19 protein-coding genes are annotated in these 21,019 nt (G+C 71.5%); 8 read left to right on the top strand and 11 right to left on the bottom strand.

What is annotated here, in order from left to right; all coding sequences use genetic code 11:
* The first annotated feature begins 8 nt into the window (after window positions 1–8).
* The 4 genes from ABC304_RS03420 to ABC304_RS03405 are packed head-to-tail and all read left to right on the top strand — an operon-like array spanning window position 9 to window position 3,353.
* Window positions 9–1,034 (top strand): zinc-dependent alcohol dehydrogenase, encoded by a 1,026-nt coding sequence (locus ABC304_RS03420; protein WP_412928962.1) that lies wholly within the window; start codon window positions 9–11, stop codon window positions 1,032–1,034.
* Window positions 1,031–1,792, top strand: coding sequence for an SDR family oxidoreductase (locus ABC304_RS03415; RefSeq protein ID WP_412928961.1), 762 nt, complete (start codon window positions 1,031–1,033; stop codon window positions 1,790–1,792). Before ABC304_RS03420 ends, ABC304_RS03415 begins: the two co-directional genes overlap by 4 nt.
* Window positions 1,789–2,415 carry a bifunctional 4-hydroxy-2-oxoglutarate aldolase/2-dehydro-3-deoxy-phosphogluconate aldolase gene (locus ABC304_RS03410; RefSeq protein WP_412928959.1) on the top strand — a complete coding sequence of 209 codons (627 nt, stop codon included), beginning with the start codon at window positions 1,789–1,791 and terminating at the stop codon, window positions 2,413–2,415. Before ABC304_RS03415 ends, ABC304_RS03410 begins: the two co-directional genes overlap by 4 nt.
* The gene (locus ABC304_RS03405; RefSeq protein WP_412928958.1) at window positions 2,412–3,353 is read left to right on the top strand and encodes a sugar kinase; all 942 of its coding nucleotides are present in this window, start codon (window positions 2,412–2,414) and stop codon (window positions 3,351–3,353) included. The genes ABC304_RS03410 and ABC304_RS03405 overlap by 4 nt, the downstream gene beginning before the upstream one ends.
* Window positions 3,354–3,430: 77 nt before the next feature.
* On the opposite strand, the gene ABC304_RS03400 is transcribed toward ABC304_RS03405, so the two are convergent.
* From ABC304_RS03400 to ABC304_RS03365, 8 genes are all read right to left on the bottom strand, one after another.
* A complete protein-coding gene (locus ABC304_RS03400; protein WP_412928957.1) occupies window positions 3,431–6,613 on the bottom strand; it encodes a right-handed parallel beta-helix repeat-containing protein in 3,183 nt (1,060 codons plus the stop codon).
* Window positions 6,614–6,819: 206 nt separating this feature from the next.
* Complete coding sequence (locus ABC304_RS03395; protein ID WP_412928956.1) at window positions 6,820–7,794, bottom strand: NAD-dependent epimerase/dehydratase family protein; 975 nt, start codon at window positions 7,792–7,794, stop codon at window positions 6,820–6,822.
* The gene (locus tag ABC304_RS03390) at window positions 7,791–10,457 is read right to left on the bottom strand and encodes an alpha/beta fold hydrolase (RefSeq protein ID WP_412929057.1); all 2,667 of its coding nucleotides are present in this window, start codon (window positions 10,455–10,457) and stop codon (window positions 7,791–7,793) included. Before ABC304_RS03390 ends, ABC304_RS03395 begins: the two co-directional genes overlap by 4 nt.
* Window positions 10,458–10,465: 8 nt before the next feature.
* Window positions 10,466–11,488 carry a 3-oxoacyl-ACP synthase III gene (locus ABC304_RS03385; RefSeq protein WP_412928955.1) on the bottom strand — a complete coding sequence of 341 codons (1,023 nt, stop codon included), beginning with the start codon at window positions 11,486–11,488 and terminating at the stop codon, window positions 10,466–10,468.
* Window positions 11,489–11,625: 137 nt separating this feature from the next.
* Window positions 11,626–13,023 carry an alanine--tRNA ligase-related protein gene (locus tag ABC304_RS03380; protein ID WP_412928954.1) on the bottom strand — a complete coding sequence of 466 codons (1,398 nt, stop codon included), beginning with the start codon at window positions 13,021–13,023 and terminating at the stop codon, window positions 11,626–11,628.
* Between the two features lie 202 nt (window positions 13,024–13,225).
* Window positions 13,226–14,596, bottom strand: coding sequence for an APC family permease (locus ABC304_RS03375; RefSeq protein ID WP_412928952.1), 1,371 nt, complete (start codon window positions 14,594–14,596; stop codon window positions 13,226–13,228).
* Window positions 14,597–14,742: 146 nt separating this feature from the next.
* Complete coding sequence (locus ABC304_RS03370; protein ID WP_412928951.1) at window positions 14,743–15,966, bottom strand: FAD-binding domain-containing protein; 1,224 nt, start codon at window positions 15,964–15,966, stop codon at window positions 14,743–14,745.
* 79 nt (window positions 15,967–16,045) lie between these two features.
* The gene (locus ABC304_RS03365) at window positions 16,046–16,531 is read right to left on the bottom strand and encodes a GNAT family N-acetyltransferase (protein WP_412928949.1); all 486 of its coding nucleotides are present in this window, start codon (window positions 16,529–16,531) and stop codon (window positions 16,046–16,048) included.
* Window positions 16,532–16,644: 113 nt separating this feature from the next.
* Between ABC304_RS03365 and ABC304_RS03360 the strand changes: the two genes are divergently transcribed.
* Both ABC304_RS03360 and ABC304_RS03355 read left to right on the top strand, forming a co-directional pair.
* Window positions 16,645–17,190 (top strand): hypothetical protein, encoded by a 546-nt coding sequence (locus tag ABC304_RS03360; RefSeq protein WP_412928948.1) that lies wholly within the window; start codon window positions 16,645–16,647, stop codon window positions 17,188–17,190.
* Window positions 17,187–17,882, top strand: coding sequence for an HAD family hydrolase (locus ABC304_RS03355; RefSeq protein ID WP_412928947.1), 696 nt, complete (start codon window positions 17,187–17,189; stop codon window positions 17,880–17,882). Before ABC304_RS03360 ends, ABC304_RS03355 begins: the two co-directional genes overlap by 4 nt.
* Before the next feature lie 109 nt (window positions 17,883–17,991).
* On the opposite strand, the gene ABC304_RS03350 is transcribed toward ABC304_RS03355, so the two are convergent.
* Complete coding sequence (locus tag ABC304_RS03350) at window positions 17,992–18,234, bottom strand: hypothetical protein (protein ID WP_412928944.1); 243 nt, start codon at window positions 18,232–18,234, stop codon at window positions 17,992–17,994.
* Window positions 18,235–18,391: 157 nt separating this feature from the next.
* Here ABC304_RS03350 and ABC304_RS03345 point away from each other — a divergent pair, with 157 nt between their 5' ends.
* Window positions 18,392–18,766 carry a hypothetical protein gene (locus ABC304_RS03345; protein ID WP_412928942.1) on the top strand — a complete coding sequence of 125 codons (375 nt, stop codon included), beginning with the start codon at window positions 18,392–18,394 and terminating at the stop codon, window positions 18,764–18,766.
* A 19-nt stretch (window positions 18,767–18,785) separates the two neighbouring features.
* Here the strand turns inward: ABC304_RS03345 and ABC304_RS03340 are convergent, their stop codons facing one another.
* Window positions 18,786–19,238: a MarR family winged helix-turn-helix transcriptional regulator gene (locus ABC304_RS03340; protein ID WP_412928940.1), complete on the bottom strand. Its 453-nt coding sequence runs from the start codon at window positions 19,236–19,238 to the stop codon at window positions 18,786–18,788.
* Between the two features lie 131 nt (window positions 19,239–19,369).
* On the opposite strand from ABC304_RS03340, the gene ABC304_RS03335 reads away from it, so the two are divergent.
* Complete coding sequence (locus tag ABC304_RS03335; RefSeq protein WP_412928939.1) at window positions 19,370–19,717, top strand: DUF7882 family protein; 348 nt, start codon at window positions 19,370–19,372, stop codon at window positions 19,715–19,717.
* A gap of 96 nt (window positions 19,718–19,813) precedes the next feature.
* Here the strand turns inward: ABC304_RS03335 and ABC304_RS03330 are convergent, their stop codons facing one another.
* Window positions 19,814–20,959: an ArsB/NhaD family transporter gene (locus ABC304_RS03330; RefSeq protein WP_412928938.1), complete on the bottom strand. Its 1,146-nt coding sequence runs from the start codon at window positions 20,957–20,959 to the stop codon at window positions 19,814–19,816.
* Window positions 20,960–21,019 lie beyond the last annotated feature (60 nt).

The raw sequence follows: 21,019 nt of genomic DNA, 5'->3' as shown, positions 1-21,019 counted from the left end.
GAATCGTCGTGCGCGCACTTCACTACGTCTCGGCTCGAACCGTCAACCCCGTCGACGTGGAGCCGCAGGATCCCGAGCCCGGACAGGTGCAGGTGCGCGTCGCGTACGCCGGCCTCTGCGGCACGGACCTCCACATCTTCCACGGCGACATGGACGCTCGCGTCCAGCATCCCCTGATCTTCGGACACGAGATGAGCGGCGTCGTCACCGCCCTCGGCGTCGGCGTCGACGGCTGGGCCGAGGGCGACCGGGTGACGGTGATGCCACTCGCATGGGACGGCACCTGCCCCGCGTGCCTCGCCGGCAACGAGCACATCTGCCAGAACCTCGACTTCATCGGGATCGACTCCCCCGGCGCGCTCCAGGAGCTCTGGAACGTGCCCGCCGACACCCTGGTCCGGCTTCCGAAAGACCTTCCGCTGCGCGAAGGAGCCCTCGTCGAGCCCGTCGCGGTCGCCGTGCACGACGTGCGGCGCTCCGAGCTTTCGGCGGGCGACAAGGCCGTCGTGATCGGCGGAGGTCCGATCGGCGTGCTCATCGCCAGCGTGGCCCGCCATGTCGGCGCCGAGGTCGTCGTCATCGAGCCGGATGCCGGGCGTCGCGCCTCCATCGACGAGCTCGGCTTCCCCACGCTCGACCCCACGGCCGTCGATCAGACGGCAGCCGTCGAGGACTGGACACAGGGCGCCGGTGCGGACGTCGTCTTCGAGGTCTCGGGAGCCGCGGCCGCGGTGCGCGGGATGACCGCGCTGGCCAAGGTGCGCGGCACGATCGTCGTGGTGGCCATCCACTCGCAGCCGCGCGAGATCGACCTGCAGCGGGTGTTCTGGCGGGAGCTGCGCCTCCTGGGTGCGCGCGTCTACCAGCGGCAGGACTTCGAGACGGCGGTCGACCTCCTGGCCGGCGGCCGGGCCATCCCGACCGACGCGCTGATCACCGACGTCGTCCCGCTGGAGCGGACGGGTGACGCGTTCACGACCCTCGAGGCCGGTCAGGCGCTGAAGCTCCTCGTCGCGGTGGGCGGAGACCGATGACCGCCGCGCTGTTCGACCTCTCGGGACGCACCGCGCTCGTCACGGGCGCGAGCCGCGGCATCGGGCTGGCGATGGCGGATGCCCTCGCCGGCGCCGGAGCGGACATCATCGCCGTCAGCACCCGCGAAGCCGCCGCCGACAGCGCGGTCGCCCGCGCCGTCACCGCGCACGGCCGGACGTTCTCGTCAGTGGCGTGCGACTTCTCGGATCGCGCCGCGGTCCTCGCCCTCGCCGATGAGCTGCGCGGCCGGAGGGTCGACATCCTCGTCAACAACGCCGGCACGATCGAGCGGGCTCCCGCCGCCGAGCACCCCGCCGATCTCTGGGACCGCGTGGTGGAGGTCGACCTCAGCAGCCCGTTCCTCCTCACCCAGGCGGTGGCGCAGGGCATGCTCGAACGCCGTACCGGCAAGGTGATCTTCACCGCATCGCTGCTGAGCTTCCAGGGCGGGATCAATGTGCCCGGGTACGCGGCGGCGAAGTCGGGGATCGCGGGGCTGACGAAGGCCCTGGCGAACGAGTGGGCGCCCCGCGGAGTGAATGTGAACGCCATCGCGCCGGGCTACATCGCCACGGACAACACCGCGCCGCTCCGCGCGGACGCCGACCGCTCGCGCAGCATCCTCGAGCGGATCCCCGCCGGTCGCTGGGGCGAGGCATCCGACATCGGCGGCGCCACGGTCTTCCTGGCCTCCCGCGCCTCGGACTACGTCGACGGCGTCATCCTCCCCGTCGACGGCGGGTGGCTCGGGCGATGACCGACTGGCTGCGCCCGCATCCGATCATCCCCGTCGTCGTCGCCGACCGATCCGACATCGGCGCCGACCTCGCACAGGCGCTGGATGCCGGCGGTATCGCCTGCGCCGAGATCACGCTGCGCACGCCGCACGCCCTGGAGCTGCTCACGGCCATGAGCACGGGCGCGCCGCACGGGTTCGCCATCGGCGCCGGTACGGTGCTGGACGAGGAGCAGGTGGACCGCGCCGCCGACGCGGGGGCGACGTTCATCGTCAGCCCGGGGTACGACCAGGCCGTCGTCGACCGCGCACGCGCGCGCGGACTGGCGGTGCTGCCCGGCGTGGCCACGGCGAGCGAGGTTCAGCGCGCGCGCCGCGACGGGCTCGACGCGGTGAAGCTCTTCCCCGCCGATCGACTCGGCGGCCTGGCGATGATCGAGGCACTGGCGGCGGTCTTCCCGGATGTGGGGTTCGTGCCGAGCGGCGGTGTCGGCCCGGACAACGCCGCCGCCTACCTGGCGCACCCGGCCGTTCCCGCGGTCAGCGGCAGCTGGCTGGCGCCGCGACGCGAGCTGGACGCGGGCGACCTGTCCGGAGTGACCGAGCGGAGCCGTGCGGCCCTGCGGGCACGAGCGGCCGCATGACCGGCGGGCTCGTCACCCTCGGCGAGACGATGGCGCTCTTCCGCCCCGTCGAGTCGGGCGAGGGCGACGCCTACCGGCTGTCGTTCGGCGGCGCGGAGAGCAACGTCGCGATCGGCGTCGCCCGACTCGGCGGCACGGCCACGTGGGTGGGGCGCGTCGGCGACGACGTCGCCGGTCGGCGCATCGCCCGCGAACTCCGGGCCGAGGGCGTGAACGCGGTGGTGCGGATCGACGACGCGGCCGGCACCGGGGCGATGATGAAGGCCGAGTCCGCCCCGGGTCGCATCTCGGTTCAGTACTGGCGGGCCGGCAGCGCCGGCAGCCGGCTCGCACCCGACGACATCGACCCCGCACTGCTCCGCGGCTCGTCTGTGCTGCACGTGACCGGCATCACGCCGGCGCTGTCCGAGACCGCCGCCGCGGCGGTGGAAGGCGCCGTCGATGCCGCACGCTCGGCCGGCGTCATGGTCTCCTTAGACGTCAACCACCGTCCGTCGCTGTGGCGCGGACGGGACCCTCGGCCGCTCTACCGGAGGCTCGCGGCATCCGCTGATCTCGTCTTCGCGGGAGCGGACGAGGCCGAGCTCCTCGTCGGCGCGGGCGACGAGGAGGAGCTGGTGACCCGCATCGCCGCCCTCGGCCCCACCGTCGTCGCGCTGAAGCTCGGCGAGCGCGGCGCGCTCGTGCGCGACGACGGGCGGATGCTGCAGCGCAGCGCCGTGCCGATCGTGCCCGTCGACACGGTCGGTGCCGGGGATGCCTTCGTCGCGGGCTATCTCACCGAGCTGCTCGCGGGCGCCCCCGCGGAGCAGCGCCTCGGCACGGCGGTGGCTGCCGGCGCGTTCGCCTGCCTGGGCCGGGGCGACTGGGAGAGCCTCCCCCACCGTCGCCAGCTGGACCTGCTCGCCGCTTCCGCATCGGACCCCGTGCAGCGCTGACCGTCATGGGACCGCTCCGGACCCGCCGGGCATGACGAAGCCCCCTCGTTCCCGGAACGAGGGGGCTTCGTCGTGCGTCAGTTGAGCGTGAAGGTCGTCGTCGCGGTGTTACCCGCGACGTCGAACACCACGAGGGTGTTCACCCCTCGCACGGCGCCGAACACGCCGGGCGTCACGAAGTTGATGTCGGACCAGGCGTTGTTCGACAGATCCTTCACCACCCCGTTCAGCTCCACCTTGTCGATGCGGCCCGCGTCGTAGAGCTTGAAGCTCACCTTGTCGTAGGTCGCGCCCGTCGCCACGGTGAACGAGGCGCCGTCCTTCACCGTCGCGGTCGGCGCGGTGGCGTCGATCGTGAAGGCGAAGGTGCCCGTCTTGGAGACGTTGCCGGCCAGGTCGTGCGCGTTGTACTTCAGCTGGTACTCGCCGTCGGGAAGCGAGACCGTCGCCGTGTGGGTGGCGCTCGTCGCACCGCCCGTCACCGCGGACTGCGTGCTTTTCACGAGCGTGCCGCCCTTGTAGACGTTGGCCACGATCTTCGACAGACCGCGGTCATCGGCGGCGTCGACCTGCAGGTTCAGCGCCGAGAACGGCCCTGCCGTGGTCGGCGCGGTCAGCGTCGCGGTCGGCTTGACGGTGTCGCGCTCGATCTTCAGATCGCTGAACACGTTGACGGCCGAACGGCCGGTGTCGTGCGACGACGAGAAGATGCCGGCATCCTGCACCGCCGCCGCGTTCTTCAGCGCGACGGTGGATCCGACCTGCGCGTAGTTCGCGCCGTCGTAGGAGTACCAGGCGCTGACCTGGTCGCCTGCGCGGTCGAGCTTGACCCAGACGGGGCGGAACGTGTTCACGCTCGCTGCGGCGGAGCTCTCGACATACCCGTCGCCGTCGGCGTCCCAGTGGAATGCGACGCCGTTGCGCGGCGTGACGGCCACGACCGCATAACCGGCCGACGCGCCGGGCTGGTCGATGTCGTTGCGGATCATGACGCCCGACTTCGCCCATGCGTTCGCGTCGCCGATGGTGTCCACGCGCGCCGAGACGCTCGAGGCTCCGTTGACGGCGTCCTTCTGGAAGATCGACCCGTAGGCGTCGTCGCGCTGTCCGCCGCCGCCCCACACGTCCGCGCCCTGGGCGCGGATCGCGAACGAGCCGTCGGCCTGGGCGAAGTACGAGCTCGACGCCGAGGTGGCCGTCGTCGAGTAGGGCTTCTTGACGGGATCACCGCTGCTGCCACAGGCGGCGTTCTCGCTGAAGAGGTTGCCGTTGAGGGTGGTCCGGAGGTCGGAGGGGACCCCGGCCTCGCAGATCACCTGTCGCGCGGCATCCGGCCAGTTCAGACCCGACACCTGCACGTTGTCCACGAGCCGGTTGCGGTTCGCCTCGAGGTTCGGGGTCTGCGCACCGCCCGAGTTGTACCAGTTCTGCGTGATGAGGTTGTCGCTCGTGTTCGTGGCGTTGTAGGCGTTGGTGAACACCCACGGGCTGGTGCCCTGCAGCACGTTCTGACGGTAGATCGTCGACCGCGTGCCCTCGTCGAGGTACAGGCCGACACCGGAGACGTTGTACAGGTAGTTCCGCTCCGTCACCGACCCCGGGCTCGCCGAGAGGTTGTAGATCGAACCGCCGTCGGCGAACTGCGACTTGGTGTTGTGCACGAGGTTGCCCGCGACGACGTTGTCCTTCAGCGTGGTCGGCGTCTCGTACCGGGTGTTCCAGTTGTAGTAGCCGCGCTTGGCGTACTCGTCGGCGCCGCCGGCGTCGTTCATGCCCCAGCCGTAGCCCGTGTCGATGCCGTCGTAGGCGACGTTGGAGACCTCGTTGTTCTGGATGCGCGCGTTCGTGACGTACGTGCTCAGGATGCCGGAGTTGTCCTTGTACTCGACCGCCGCCCGCGTCACGGTGTTGTGCTCCACCGTGATGTCGTGGTTGATCATGCGCTCGTCATCGGGGTGATGCGCCTCCGGACGGTTGCCGCCGACGAAGACGCCGTGGCCGCCGACCTCGGTGAAGCGGTTGCCGATCACCTGGATGTCGCTTGCTCCGAGGCCGACGCCGCTCAGAGCGGCGTTGGTGTCGTTGCCGATGCCGAGGGCCGAGGAGCCCAGAGTGATGAAGAGGTTGCGCTCGAAGCGCACCCCGGACGCGGCCGAGACCTGCACGGCGGCCGGCTCCTGATACCAGCTGGTGCGCGCGCGCTCGAAGAGCTCGCAGCCGCGGGAGCAGCTGGTGAAGGCGTCAGCCGGCCGGTAGTCGTAGTGGTCCTTGATGTACGACCCGTTCTGCTGGGTGGCGTAGCCGTCGGTGGAGGGTCCGAGCCAGGAGGTGCCGGTGAAGGTGATGTCCTCGAACGCGAGGTTCTGCAGCGGCTCGTCGTAGGTGCCGCCGATGCTCATGAGCACCTCGACCCGCGGGAGCTCGACGTCGAGCGTGTTCGGGTCGACCCCCGCACCCGGCTTGTAGTACAGCTTCCCGGCGTCCGGATCGATGTACCACTCGTTCATCTCGTCGATGAATGCCAGGGCGTTGGAGAACCAGTAGGTCGATCCGCCCAGGAGGGCGAACTGCGGAGTGTCCCACCCCCACGTGTTGTTCTCCCACGCGGGCTGATCCATGGTCGCCTTGTTGTCTGCGATCGACGCCACCGGCGAGTACCGGTAGGTGAAGTCGCCCTTCGCCTCGAACTCGACCCGGTCCGGCTGCGGGAGGTCGTTCATGAACGCGAGGTCGGGGTTCTTCAGCGTGATGCCGGTCTCATCCAGCGCCAGATCGGCGCCGGCCACCTGGCGCTGCGCGCGCTGGGCGTACACGCCGTTCACGTAGAGCTGTCGGGTGTCGACGCCCTGCGGCGTGTCCGCCACCCAGATGCCGGCGTCGGCGTCCGAGACGGTCCAGCCCGACACCTGCTGGGCACCGGAGACGATGGGCGACGCACCGCGTGCCGCGGTCCAGCGCACCGAGCCGTCGGCGCCGCCGGCATCCTCGGGGCGGAACTCGAGCGGCTGGTCGACGCGGTAGGTGCCGTCGGCGAGTTCGACGACGACGTCGACGCCCCCTCCCGCGACGAGGTCCTTGACGCGGTCTTTGGCAGTGGGCAGCGAGCAGGGCTCACCGACGGTGCAGGCGTCGCCCGACCCGTCCGGCGAGGTGTGGAGGGTCTTCGGCGCAGCAGCTGCGGCGGGGGTGGCAACGGCGACGGATACCGCCAGGGCACCGATCACCGCCAACGCTCCGCCGCGGAGATGGCTGATCTTCACGGGGTGGACTCCTTGTCCGGAGAGGAATGCCCGTACGCAGGAGTCGCGATCCGATCACGGCCTTGTGGACGGGTGGTGCTTGGGACACCTTCAAACATCATATGAATGACGTATGAGGGAGCGCAAGAGAAAGGCAGACATCGCGCATGCTCGACGTCGTGCTGCCGCCGCGCGCCGAGGCCGGTCCTGCGGCAGGACCCGTCGAGCTAGCGGGCCGCCGCCGCGTGGCTCGCGAGGCGCCGCAGCCCCTCGTCGATCGACACGGCCGGCGACCACTCCAGCGCCGCGCGCGTCTCGCGCTGGTCGAACCAGTGCGCGGTGGAGAGCTGCTCGGCCAGGAAGCGCGTCATCGGCGGCTCGTCGGCGCCGGGGCGCAGCGCCCATGCGCGCTCGATCAGCGAGCCGGCCGCCCGGGCCACCCCGGCGGGGATGCTCCACGAGGGCGGCCGCACGCCGGCGGCGAGGCAGATGCCGGCCAGCAGCTCGCCGACGGGTCGCGGCTCGCCGTTCGTGATGACGAACGCCCGGGCGTGGGCCGACGGGGCCTGATGCAGGGCCGCGGCGACGCCGGTCGCGGCGTTGTCGATGTACGTGGAGTCGATGAGGGCGCGCCCGCCGTCGAGGAGCGGCAGCCGGCCGCGGCGCGCGCGGTCGACGATGCGGCCGACGAGCTGCGTGTCGCCCGGTCCCCACACGAGATGCGGGCGGACGGCGACGACGTGCATCGCCGCCGAGTCGCGGGCGAGGGCGAGGAGCTCCGCTTCGGCCTTCGTGCGCGCGTACTCGCCGCGGGCGTCCGCCGGCGAGGCCGGCTCTGCTCCGACGCCGGCGAGCGAGGCGCCGGCGTGGGCGACCGACGGCGAAGAGACCTGCACGAATCGGGATGCCCCGGCTCGGCCGGCCTCGTCGAGGAGCCGTCTGGTCCCCTCGACGTTGACGGTGCGGAACTCGGCTGGGTCGCCCGCGAGCGACACCTTCGCCGCGAGGTGGACGACGCCCTCGGCGCCGTCGAGGGCGCGCGCGACGACGGCGGCGTCGCCGATCGAGCCGAGCACGTCCGTGGCGCCGGCCACGGTGCTCGGGCGTCGCTGCAGCGTGCGCACCTCGTGGCCGGCGGCGACGAGCTCCGCCGCGACGGCGCGCCCCAGGTAGCCGGAGGCGCCCGTCACGGTGACGATCACGGCCGCGCCATCCGTCCACCCGAGAGCACGCCCTCGGCCCACACCGACAGTCGTGTGCGGTCGATCTTGGAGTTGTGGCGGATGTCGGTCGGCAGCTCCGGCACCACGAGCACCGCGGCCAGCGGGAGGTCGGTCGCGCCGCGCACGACGGCGGTCACCTCGGGTCCCGCCAGTGCGGGACGCCGGGCGGGCGGGGTCGTCTCCACGACCGCCACCGCCTGTCGCAGCCGGTGCGGGCCGATGCCGACGACCGCGGCCCGGCGCACGGCGTGCGCGGTCTCGATCTGCTGCTCGGCTCCGACCGGTGCGACGGGGCCGTCCGTCATCGTCAGCACGTGGGGCAGGCGACCCTCGATCCAGAGCCGCCCGTCGGCGTCCAGGTGGCCGACGTCGCCGGTGCGGTGCCAGCGGCCCTCCGCGGGCACGTCGGCGCCCGCGGAGCGGTCCGTCAGCCACAGCCGGTCGTACGACGTCTTGAGGTGCGGCGCGGAGATGACGACTTCGCCGAGCACCCCCGTCTCCGACCCGGGAGAACCGCCGGGGCGGCCGTCGTCGTCGAGAGGGTCGATCAGCACGGTGTTGCCCTCGATGGGGCGCCCGACGCAGACACCGCGGTCCGCGGCATCCGACACTCCCCGGATGTCCGCGAGCGTGAGGTCCGTGACGAGGAGGCACTCGGTCATGCCGTACGGCGTGTGGGGCTCGGCGCCGGGCATGAGCCCGGCCGCGGCGGCCAGCAGCGGCTCGCCGACAGGCGCGCCGGTCGAGAGGAACGTCTGCACCGTCGCCAGGGCGGCCCGGTCGTCGGCCGTCAGGGCGTCCGCGGTGGCGACGACATTGAGGATCGCCGCCGGGGAGAGGAACACCATGCGCGCATCGGAGGCCCGCACGGCGGCCGCCACCGCCGCGGCGGTGAGGGTGCTGGGCGCGGAGACATCCATGTCGGGTGTGGCCGAGCGGGTGCCGAGCGCGGGACCGAGCAGGGCGAACGGTGCGAAGCCCGTGACGAGGCCGGTGTCGGCCGTCACGCCGAAGTGTGCGGAGAGAATGTCGCGGAGAGCGGACAGCTGACGGTGCGTGTACGCGACGCCCTTCGCGGGCCCGGTGGAACCCGAGGTGAAGAGGATCGCCGCGGGGTCGTCGGGCGCGGGCTCCGCCGGCAGCGGTGCGGTGGCGCCGAGGGCGGCGATGCCGGCGAGGTCGTGGGAGACGCCGAGTGCCGACGCGGAGACCTTCGGGAGGCGGGGGACGGAGATGCGGATGCCGGGCCAGCCCAGCACGCGCGCGGCCGCCAGCCCGGGCAGCTCCCCGATGACGACGTCGGGCCAGGATCCGCGCACCGCGCGCGACAGCCCGCGCACGCCGAGCCCGGCGTCGGCGACGACGACGACCGCGCCGATGCGCAGACAGGCGTAGATGACGGCCGTGAGCGTGGGGCCGGGCGGGACGAGCACGGAGACGCGCTGCCCCTTCTGCACGCCGATGCGGCGGAGCCCGGCCGCGAGGTTGCGCACACGGTCGTCGAGCCGCCGCCAGCTCACCCGCGCGGGACGCCCGGCCCGCGCGGACATGTCGATGACCGCCACGTCGTCGTCGTCGCGCCGGGCGTCGAGCGCCGACCAGAGGGGCGCGAAGGCGGCCGCATCCCGCGCGGCCGCCACCGCGTCGGCGACCGGGGTCCGCTCCGCCGCACCGTCCGTGGACGATCCAGCGGCCGCGCCCGTCAGCCGCGCCGCGTTGTCGCCGAGCCAGGTCAGCACGGCGTCGGCGTAGGGCCGGTCCTCGGCGATGAGGTGTCCGGAGCCTTCGAACCTGTGCACGTCGGCGTGCGGCATCCGGTCGATCAGGTCGTCGAGGTACCGGTCGCCGAAGATCGGATCCTCGGGGCCCCACAGGAACAGCGCCGGCACGTGGAGGGCGGCGACCCCCGACGAGATGCGACGGAGCTCGGCGTGACTGGGATGCGTCGCATCGACGGGGATGTCGGCGACGAACGCGCCGATCCCGGTGCGGCGGGCCGCCGATCGGTAGGGCGCGCGGAAGGCGTCCTTGACCTCCGGGGCGAGCGCCGGGTGCCCGAGGGCCAGGGTCGTGTCGAGGAAGGCGGTCGTGCGGACGGTGCCGCCTGCGAGCACCCCGCGCGCGCCGGCGAGGCGGAGCGGAGCCGGAATGGGCACGCCGTCGGGGTGGTGCACGGCGGTGTTCAGCGCGATGACCCCCGCGAGCAGCTCGGTGTGGTCCACGGCCCAGCCGAGCGAGATCGGCCCGCCCCAGTCGTGCGCGAGGGTCACCACGGGGCCGGTGAGGCCCAGGTCGGCGGTGAGGTCGCCCAGGTCGGCGACGCGGCGCGCGAGGGGACGGGCGGCGCCGGTCCGCGCGGAGAATCCCATGTCGAGCTGGTCGACCGCGATCACGCGCCAGGCGGGTCTGCCCGCCGCGGCGGCCTCCAACGAGGCGGAGACGATGCCCCGCCAGAGGTAGGACCAGGTGGGGTTGCCGTGGACGGCGAGGATCGTGCCCGCGACGGGCACACCCAGTTGCTCGAGCTCTGCACCGGTGTCGAGGTAGTGCCACTCGTGCACCGCTCCCGAGTCGCGCTCGGGCACCAGCCGCGTCCGACTGACGCGGACGTCGATGCCGGGCAGGGCCGCGAGCGTCCGCATCGCGTCGTTCACCAAGCGAGCTCCATCATGGCGGTGTTCAGGCCCGACCCGACGCCCATGAGGAGCACGCGGTCACCCTGACGCAGGCTGTCCTGCTCCTGCGCGAGCGTGATCGGCACCGAGGCCGGACCGACGTTGCCGTAGCGGGGGTAGGTCGTGGGCACCTTCGAGCGGTCGAGGTGCACGGCCTTGACGATGGCGTCGGTGTGGATCGACGAGACCTGGTGCGTGATGTAGCGGTTCATCGACTTCCAGTCCCACTCCGCCGACGCCTCCTTCCACGCGGACACCACGAGATCCAGCCCGCCCTTGAGCAGCGCCTTGGCGTCGGTGAACATGCCGTCGACACTGCCGACGCAGAGGGTGTGGAAGTTCGTGGCCGCGCGGGTGACGCCGCCGAGGATGCGGTGACCCTCGGGGTGCGCATCGGCCCGGCCCAGCACGGCGGCCGCAGAGCCCGAGCCCAGGGTGAGCGACGCGAACTCGCTCATGAACCCGTCGCGGTCGGACTCCGAGCGCAGGAGACGCTCGATGGTGTTCACCTGGATGTCGTCGGCGTCTTCACCGGCCACGACCATGGCGTAGTCGATCTGCCCGGACTCGATCATCGTGGCCGCGAGCGACATCCCGTTGATGAAGCCGAGGCACGCGTTGGCGACGTCGAAGTTCACCGCCGAGCTCGGCAGGCCGAGGCCGTGGTGCAGGGCGACCGCAACGGACGGCTCGAGGTGCATGCGCGTGACCGACGTGTTGATGAGCAGGCCCACCTGCGAGGCCTGGACACCGGCTTCGTCGAGCGCGCGCTTCCCGGCCGCGATGGTCGCCTTGTCGGCCGACTCGCCGGGACCCCAGTTGCGTCGCTCGAGCACACCGGCGACGCGCTTGAGGAGGCCGCTGCGCAGCTTGAGGCGTGCCAGGGAGGGGCCGAGGCGACCCTCGATGTCCTCCGAGGTGGTCACCCGACTGGGCAGGACGCTCGCCACCGACAGCAGCGCGACGTTCTGGAAACGGGAAACAGCATTACCGGGCAAACGATCCTCCATAGGAGGTCGAACTTTTTTCCTCCACAGGACGTTCTACCCCACTTCGGCTGTGAAGATGCGGGGGTTGCACACCGGCCGCGCGTGCGACACGGCTCCGACGAGCTCGTGAGGCCCTGGAACGGCCGTCAGACGTGGAGCGTGGTGGAGCGCTGCGAGCGCTCGCGCTGCGCCGTCATGTGCTCGTCGAACTCGGCGCGCCACGTCTCGCTGACCTCGATCCCCTGACGGCCCGCCTCCTCGGTGGAGAGCTCCACGGGGAAGCCGTAGGTGTCGTAGAGCACGAACAGCTCGGCTCCGGTCACCGTGGTGCCGCGGTACGCGCGCAGCTGCTTCAGTCCCTTGCGGAGCGTGCGGCGGAAGGCCTGCTCCTCCTTCACCAGCACCTTTTCGACGTACTCCGCGTGCTCCCCCACCTCGGGATAGTGCGCCTCGTAGATCTTCGCGATGGTCGGGATGATCTGTGGGAAGAAGTTCTCCTCGAGTCCGAGGTCGAAGGCGAAGCGGATGGCGCGGCGCAGCAGGCGGCGCATGACGTAGCCCTGCGCCTTGTTGCCCGGCATCACCCCGTCGACCGCGAGGAAGGTCGCGCCGCGGAGGTGGTCGGCGATGACGCGCATGCTCACGGTCTCGTCCTCGTAGGTGCGGCCGGAGAGCTCCTGCAGGCGCTCGATGATCGGCCAGAGCAGGCCGATGCGGAACACGTCGGGGCTGTCCATCGCCGCCGCCGCGATGCGGGCGAGTCCTCCGCCGTAGTCGACGTTCTTCTTGGGCAGCGGCTCGAAGCCGGTCTCGGTGCGGCGGTACTCCATGAACACCGAGTTGCCGAGCTCGATGAAGCGTCCGCAGTCGCAGTTCTGATGGCAGTGCTCGCCGAACGACGGATCGTGCTCGACGGTCGGGAACAGGTAGAAGATCTCGGTGTCGGGACCGCCGGGCTCGCCGACGGGCATGTCCTCCGCCTTGCCGCCGCGGCACCACCAGTTCTTCTTGCTGTAGAACGCGATGCGCGCGCCGCCGGTGCCGACGGCGGCGGCATGCTCCTCCGTCCCCACGTCGACCTGCGCGGAGGAGACGCCCGCCTCCTGGAACAGCCCGGTCCACAGCCGGGCGGACTCCTCGTCCTTCGGGATGTCGTTCTTCGGGTCGCCGCTGAAGCACGACACGTAGATGCGGTCGGGATCGAGGCCGACCTTGGCCGTCAGGAACGTCCACACCTGCGGGATCTGCTCCTGCTTGAAGTAGTCGCCCAGGCTCCAGTTGCCGAGCATCTCGAAGAAGGTGGTGTGCCGGTTGTCGCCGACCTCCTCGATGTCCTGCACGCGGAGGCAGGTCTGGCTGTCGGCGAGTCTGGTGCCGGCCGGATGCTGCGCCCCGAGCAGATACGGAAGGAGCGGCTGCATGCCGCTTCCGGTGAACAGCGTCGTCGGGTCGTCCTTCGGGACGAGCGGCGAGCGCGGGATGATCACGTGGCCGCGTTCGGTCATGAAGTCGAGGTAGGCGCGGCGGATCTCATCAGCGTTCATGTGCGTGCGACACGCGGACCCCGGCGGGCGGGTACCCGGCGTGCCTCCTCCCGCGACTTGTCTACCATTCCGGGCGTCGCTATAGTGAGGGATCTCGGGGGATGCGCACATGAGGCGCCCTGTCAGGTGCGATTCCTGAGTCCTCCACCACCGGCCGTGGGTCCATCGGACCCACGGCCTTCTTCATTCCCGTGGGCCCGATTCAGGCGCGGGGCGCGGTCTCCTCCGCCCGGTCCGCGTCCTTCGCACCCTCGCGCGACCGCGTCCAGCGGGAGATGACGTAGAGCACGGCGCCGACGGCCAGCAGGATGGCCCCGAACAGCCAGACCTCGGGACGCTGCTGCGTCATCAGCAGGATGCAGGACGCGACGCCCAGCACCGGCACGAACGTCCAGACCCGGAAGTGCGCGTGCTGCACGCGGTCGCGGCGGAGGACCAGCACCGACACGTTGGCGCTGAGGAAGACGAACAGGAGCAGCAGCACCACCGTCTCGGCCAGGGTCGCGAGGTCGCCGACGAGGGTGAGCAGCATCGCCACGAGGGTCGTCGCGAGGATCGCGACCCAGGGCGTCTTGCGCTGAGGGAGCACGCGCGACAGGGTGCGCGGGAGCAGCCCCTGCTCCGACATCCCGTAGGTGAGGCGGCTCGTCATGATCATCGTGAGCAGCGCCCCGTTGGCGACGGCGACGAGGGCGATCAGGCTGAACAGCCACGACGGGATCGCCACGCCGCTCGCCTCGACGACGGCCAGCAGCGGCCCGCTCGATTCCGACAGCTCGCTCGCGGGCAGGGCGATGGAGCTCGCCAGTCCGACCAGCACGTAGACGACGCCCGCCGTCAGGAGGGCGCCGAACAGCGCGATCGGATAGGTCTTGGACGGCTGCTTGACCTCCTCGATCATGTTCGCGGAGGTCTCGAAGCCCACGAACGAGTAGTAGGCGATGATGGCTCCGGCCAGCACGGCGGTCGCAGCGCCCGTCCCCTCCGGCAGCTGCGTGACGCGGGACACGTCGCCGCCGCCGCCGGCCAGCAGCAGCCCGACCACGACGACGACGATCACCAGGCCGCTCACCTCGACCACGGTCATCACGAGGTTCGCGCCGAGCGACTCGCGCACGCCGCGGGCGTTCAGCAGCGCCACGATCACGAGGAAGACCATCGCGACGGGGATCGTCGGCAGGTCGACGAAGGTGCGCAGGTACTCCCCCGCGAAGGCGAGCGAGAGACCTGCGGCGCTGACGACCCCGGCCGCGAGCATGCAGAAGCCGACGAGGAACGACACGAGACGGTTGCGGAAGGCGCGCTCCGCGAAGACGGATGCGCCGCCGGCGCGCGGGTACTTCGTCACGAGCTCGGCGTACGACCCCGCGGTGAGGAGCGCGAGCACGAGCGCGAGCAGAAGCGGTGCCCACAGCATCCCGCCCACCCGGTCGCTCAGCACGCCCATCAGGGCGTAGATGCCCGCGCCCAGCACATCGCCCAGGATGAAGGCGAACAGGAGCGGGCCTGTGATGGCGCGGCGCAGCCGGGTGTCGTTCGGCCCTTCGGACGTCGGGGCGGCATCGGCGGGCATGAGGTCTCCTTCGCGGCGCGCTCCGCCCGTGTGGCGGAACGCGCTCCGAGAGCTTGGGTCACGCGGCGCGTTCGTCGCACGACGGTTGACGCGCGGTCCCTGCCCCGTTATGTGCGTCCGGCCTCATGCGCTCTCGGAGGCCTGCGTCACACCCTCAGAGTTCGGCGCCACGCCGAGAACGACTGCACCGGGCCGCCGCGGGGGCGGGTCAGCCACGGCCAGGGATGCACCTCGACCGGCTTCAGCGCCGCCGCCCGGGTGGCCCACCCCGGCACGGGCGCGTAGGTGCTGGCGAGGTCCCGGCCGGCCAGCTCCTCGGTGACCCGTCCACGCCGGACCTCGAGCGGACGTGTCGCGGCGAGCTCGCCGAGCGTCTCGGCCAGGAAGACCAGCCGCTTGCCCGACAGTCGCAGCCGGCGTAGCAGCGGCTCGTCGAAGACGAAGACCGCGGGCCGGTCGGGATCGGCGGCGAGTGCCGGATCGCCGCGCCCGAGCGACTCGGCGGTCAGCCAGACCGTCGACGCACCCGAGCCCTCCACCTCGGCAGGGCCGGACGGCGTCTCGCCCCGGCCGAGGTCCGGTCCGGTGACCGACGGCCCGGGTCCGGCGTCGGGCCAGTTCTCGATTGGGCAGCGGTCGGCGAGCGGGCACGAGCGGCACAGCTGCGGCGCGCGCTTCTGCACCTGCCATCGGCTGAAGCCGTAGGGCTTGCCGCTGCCCGTGCCGACGGTCCACTGCCAGCCGAGACGGTTGGCCGCCCGTGATCCGTCGAGGAGGTGGGCGAAGAACTCGTCCTCCCCGTCGCGCCAATCGGCGCCCGCGCGCACCGCCCACTGCGACGCCAGCCACATCCGGGTCTGGTTCACGAGCCAGCCCCCGTCGTGCAGCATTCCGACCGTGAGGTCCATGCAGGCCATCTCAGCCGGCCACGGGTCACCGTCCCAGCGGCCGGTGCGGGGCTGCTCCGCGCGCAGCGGCGCGGCCAGCGCCGGCCCGACCCGGGCGTAGAGGTGGCGCGCGTACTCCTGCCACAGCAGTTCGTCGCGGTAGCGCTTCTTGTCCTGGCCCTGGGCGTCCGACACCGCGTCCCACACCTCGCGGAGGCTGAGCAACCCGTGCCGGATGTAGGGAGACATCCGCGACGCGCCCCTCCGCGACTCGGGGAGCACCGTGCTGCGCGAGCGCGCATACCCGGTGACGTCGAGGGCGGCGAGCGCAGCATCCGCCGCCGCCTGTCCTCCGGTGAAGTCGCCGGCCCGCACGCCGTCGGGCCCCTCGCGGGTGAGGTCGCCGAGGTGCTCAGCGACCCACACGGCGGTGTCGTCGGAGGAGTCGATGGACGGCGCGGGCGGAACGGGAAGCGAGGGCACGGTGACAGTGTGCCCCGGGGATCGGACCTCGGGATCGGGTCCCGGCGGATGGGGGCCGTTGCGACCCGCCGAAGGCGGGTCAGTCGAGGTCGAGGGCGAAGCAGAGCGAGCCGGCCATCGTGGCGACGTAGGGCTCGTACACCGGGATGCGCTGGAATCCGGCGCCGGTGTAGAGGGCCAGTGACTCGGGCTGTGCGGCGCCGGTCTGCAGGATGACGCGGTGCGCGCCGTCCGTCCGGGCGCGATCCACGACGGCGGCCGTGAGGGCGCGCCCGACGCCTCGCCGACGCGCGCTCGGCGAGACGATGAGGCGCTTGAGCTCCCACTCCCGGCCGAGCCGCCGCAGAATCACGTGCCCCACCGCCGCATCGGCCTCGTCGAGCGCCAGCCAGGTCTGCACGATCTCCTCGGGGCGGGTGCGCAGCGCTTCGGCCCGCGCCGCACGGACCTCGTCGGACTCCGCCGGGGGGTGCAGCGGCGCGTACCGCTCGTCGAGGTCGTCGTTCAGCTGCCGGCGCAGCTCCTGGGCGCGCTCATCGTCGTAGGCGACCTCCACGATCCGCATCGGCACTGCTGCGCTCCCTCTGCTTGCACGTCGGCTCCGGGTGGGCAACCCCCGTGCCGATCGGCGCGGGGACGAGGAAGGTGAGCCGCTCACCACCCGGATTGGAATCCTAGATGTCCCAGCGCAACACGCTTGTCCGCTCGCTCCACGACGTCGGCCTCGCCGCCTGGTTCGGCGGCGCCCTCATGGGCGCGGTCGGACTCAACGGCGGCACCGCGAAGGCCATGGAGCCGTCCGAGCGTCTCCGCCTGTCCTCGATCGGGTGGGGCAAGTGGGCGCCGGTGCAGCTCACCGCGATCGTCGCCCACGGCATCGGCGGCGTGGGGCTCATCCTCGGAAACAAGACCCGCCTCGTGAAGCAGCCCGAAGCGCGCAGCAACACCGAGCTGAAGCTCGGCATCACCGTCTTCGCCCTCATCGCGACCGGGTACTCGGCGATCCTCGGCGCGAAGATGGCCGCTCGGTCCGACGAGGGCGCGGCCGGCGTGACCGAGCCCGGCGCGGCGACCTCCGCGAAGCTGGCCTCGACCCAGCGTCAGCAGCGCGTCGTGCAGTGGCTCATCCCCCTCGCCACCGGCACGCTTCTGATCCTCGGCGCACAGCAGGGCGAGCAGCAGCGCCCCGTCGCCGGGTTCCTCCAGAGCCTCCTCTACCGATGACCGCTGCCGACGGCGCCCCGCGCACGCCGCTGGCGGTCGACACGGTCCTGTTCGACGTGGACGGCACACTCGTCGACACGAACTACCAGCACGCCCTGTCGTGGTTCCGCGCGTTCCGCCGCCACGACATCACCGTGCCCGTGTGGCGCATCCACCGCGCCATCGGCATGGGCGGCGATCAGCTGATCGCGAGCGTCACGAGCGATGAGGTCGAGGCGGAGTACGGCGAAGCGCTGCGCGAGGCGTGGACAGAGGAATTCGACGAGGTCATCGACGAGGTCAAGCCGTTCGCCTCCGCGCACGACCTGCTGGTCGCGGTGAAGAAGCGCGGGTTCCAGGTGGTGCTGGCCAGCTCGGGCAAGGCGGAGCACGTCGAGCGCTTCCTTCATCTCGTCGACGGCGCCGACGTCGTGGACGCCTGGACGAGCTCGGACGACGTGGAGAACAGCAAACCCGAGCCGGATCTGGTGCAGACCGCCCTCGATCGTGTGGGCGGCCGCTCGGGCGTCATGATCGGCGACTCGACGTGGGACATCGTGGCCGCGCAGAAGCTCGAGGTGCCGACGATCGCGGTGCGCACCGGCGGGTTCTCCTCGGCCGAGCTCACTGAGGCCGGAGCGGTCGCCGTCTTCGACTCGCTCGGCGACCTTCAGGACGCCCTCGACGGACTGCTGACGCGCACCGATCCGTGAGTTCTGCGTGCGGCCCGCTGCGCGGCGGTCTCGCACGTGTCTCAGCGCTGAGACGAGAGACGGACGGATGCCTCGGGCCGAGGCATCCGTCCATCCGGGTCTTCGGAGATCAGACTCCCGCGTCCAGGTCGACCTGGGATCCGCCGACCACGCCGATGCCGACAGCCTCGTGATCCGGCGACGGATCGTCGGGGTGAGCGGCCTTCGGCTCCTCGCCGGGGTCCTTCTCGGTGCTCGGCTCCGTGGACGGCTCGGCGGCGCCGGTCTGGGGGTCGGCGGGCGCCGCCTCCGCGCTCGGGTCGACGGGCTCCTCGATCGGCTCGTTGTTCGCTCGGTCGCTGTTCTCGTTCATGACGACTCCTGTCTCGTTGCCGGGTGGTCTCCTCCTCGAAGGCTAGGTCCGACCGTGCCCGCGTCGCTGACCGTTGCAGACGCTTGATCGACGGTGTAGCGACATCCCTCCGCAGGGGTGTGGAGCGATGTCGGAGCCCCCCGGTACCGTTGATCTGATGCCCACGCACATCGAGGAGTCCTCGCCCATGCCCTTCCGCAGTCGGAGCACCATCTCCGGGTGGCTCGAGGAGTTTCGCGCGCTCGGGCACGAGACCTCGGCGACGCTCTCGGTGATGCAGCAGGACGGCGATGACGGCGCCAACACCGGTCTCGTCGGGGTGCAGCTCGCATACGCGCCCACGATCGTCTACATACAGCCGGAGCCGGCTCCGTCGACGACGTGGAACGTGACGCTCGAGCCACGCGAGCAGACCGCCGTCCTCGGTGCGGAGGAGATCGCCGAACTCGCGGCGGAGCTGGCCGTCGTCGCCAAGCTGTGCGCCTTCCTCGAGGCGAAGTCGGCCGCGTTCGTCGGCACAGACGAGACCTGACGACGCGCAGGGGCGCAGGTCAGGAAGGCGCGCCGACGGTGGCCCGGGTGAGCAGATCGAGCGATGCGGCGAAGCGGCTGACCTCCGACGCGTCCAGCGCAGCCGTCGCCTCGTCGAACCGGGTGTCGAAGCGCGTCAGCGCGACCCAGGGCGTCTCGTCCATGTCGACGGTCAGTGTGACGCGGGTCACGCGGCGATCGCTCTCGTCGAGTTCCCGACGCACGACGTCTCGTCGCTCGAGGCGATCGAGGAGCGCCGTCACCCCGGCGGCGGTGATGTCGAGGAATTCACGCAGCTGAGACGGACGGATGCCCGGGTGGTCGGCGATGTGGAGCATCGCGCGGGCATCGCCTTCGCCGATGTCCAGAGCACGGCGGGCTGCGCCGAGATTGCGTGCGCGGGCGTTTCCGTAGGCCAGGAGGGCAGCGCGCAGGGTCGGCGTCTCGCCGTCCGCGTCAGTGCTGCTGCTCATCTCCCCAGCCTACCTGATATTTCACGTGGCGAGCTATTCACTGATTTAACTAAATCGGTGAGTTTTCGGGTAGAGTAGCGAATGTCGGCCCCGCCCCCGCGGATCGTCGATCGATACCCGAAGGAGTCACGATGGGCATGCTGTACTACGGCGACCGCGCGGAGCCGATCGAATTCCCGGATGCGCTCCTGGCTCATCTGAAGGTCGTCATCACGACGAAGCTCCGACGCAAGGAGAGCTTCACGCTCGGCTGGCGCCACACGATCACCGATCCGGCCGGCCGCTCGACTCTCTGGCTGCAGGAGTCGATCCCCCTCCGCTTCGTCTTCACGTCGGTCGAGGCCGGCAAGCTCGACTCGGCCGTGCTGCAGGACTTCGCGATCCGTGCCAGTTCGGGCAGCGGGCTGCAGATCGAGCTCGACAGCTGGTACGCGGCGGAGACCGCGGAACCGCAGCGTCTCGTCGCCAGCGCGGCCTGACACCACCGCGCAACGCGCAGCACGAACGAAGAAGGCCAGGCGCATCGCCTGGCCTTTCCTCGTGCCCGGAATCACCCCTCCGACCGCGGCGCTCGATCAGAACGCGAGCGGCACCACCGCCAGGAAGACGATGACGGGCGCCGCGCAGAGGCCCAGCAGGGCGTACCGACCCCAGCCGATCCGCACGCCGGCGGCTTCGAGGCGCTGATGCCAGAGCAGGGTCGCCAGCGACGCCCACGGCGTGATCAGCGGACCGGCGTTCACCCCGACCAGCAGCGCGCCGAGGCGCGCCGGCGTCTCCGCGGTGTTCTCCAGCGCCAGGTACGCGGGCAGGTTGTCGATCACGTTCGCGCCGACCAGACCCGTCCCCGCCAGCCGCGCGAGGGCGGGGAGGTCTTCGCCGTGACCGGCGACCGTGGCGATCACCGCGTCGGCTCCGAGAGCCTGGAGCGCTCCCACGGCGAGGAACAGCCCGGAGGCGAAGACGACGAGCTGCCACGGCACGAGGCCCGGCCGGAGGGCACGCGGAGCCCGGACGATGTAGACGACCACCATCACGGCGGCGGCGGCGAGCGCGGGGATCCACGGGTCCAGCCCCGACACCAGCAGCGGCAGCAGGGCGGCCACGACGACAGCGGAGACGATCAGCAGCCGACGGTCGCCGACGGCCGGCGCGGGGGCCGGCGTGAACCTCCCGCGCAGCTCCCGGCGGTTCACGAGGGCGAGGATCCCGACCGTCACGACGACCGCGACGAGCGCCGACGGACCGAGGAGCGCCAGGAACTCCCCCGGGCCCGCGTCGAGCCGATGCACCGCGAGGAGGTTGGTGAGGTTCGACACGGGGAGCACGAGCGACGCGGTGTTGGCCAGCCAGACCGTGGCGAGGGCGAACGGGAGAGGGGGCAGGCGGTTGGCCTTCGCGACACCCACGACCACCGGGGTCAGAAGCACCGCGGTGGTGTCCAGCGACAGGAAGGCGGTGCAGACGACGGCGAGGGCGACCACGAGCAGCCACAGCGTCCAGGTGCGGCCGCCCGACAGGCGCGCCAGGAACGCCGCGATCACGTCGAACAGCCCGGCGATGGCCGCCAGCTCGGCGACGATCGTGATGGCGACGACGAACAGCAGGATCGGCCACACGCGCTCGCCGATCGCGGCGACGTCCTCCGCCGGAAGCACCCCGGTGAGAGCGGCGACCAGGCCCGCTGCGAGCAGAGCCGCGCCGATGACCGCGAGTTTCACTCGTCCATCATGCCGTCGCGCCACGGGCCTCCGGTTCCCTCGCCGTTCCGATCGCACCTG

This window comes from Microbacterium jepli (genome assembly GCF_047237905.1).
Taxonomy (GTDB): Bacteria; Actinomycetota; Actinomycetes; order Actinomycetales; family Microbacteriaceae; genus Microbacterium.
The sequence above is the reverse complement of the archived record's forward strand: the minus strand, read 5'-3'. Positions and strand labels throughout refer to the sequence as shown.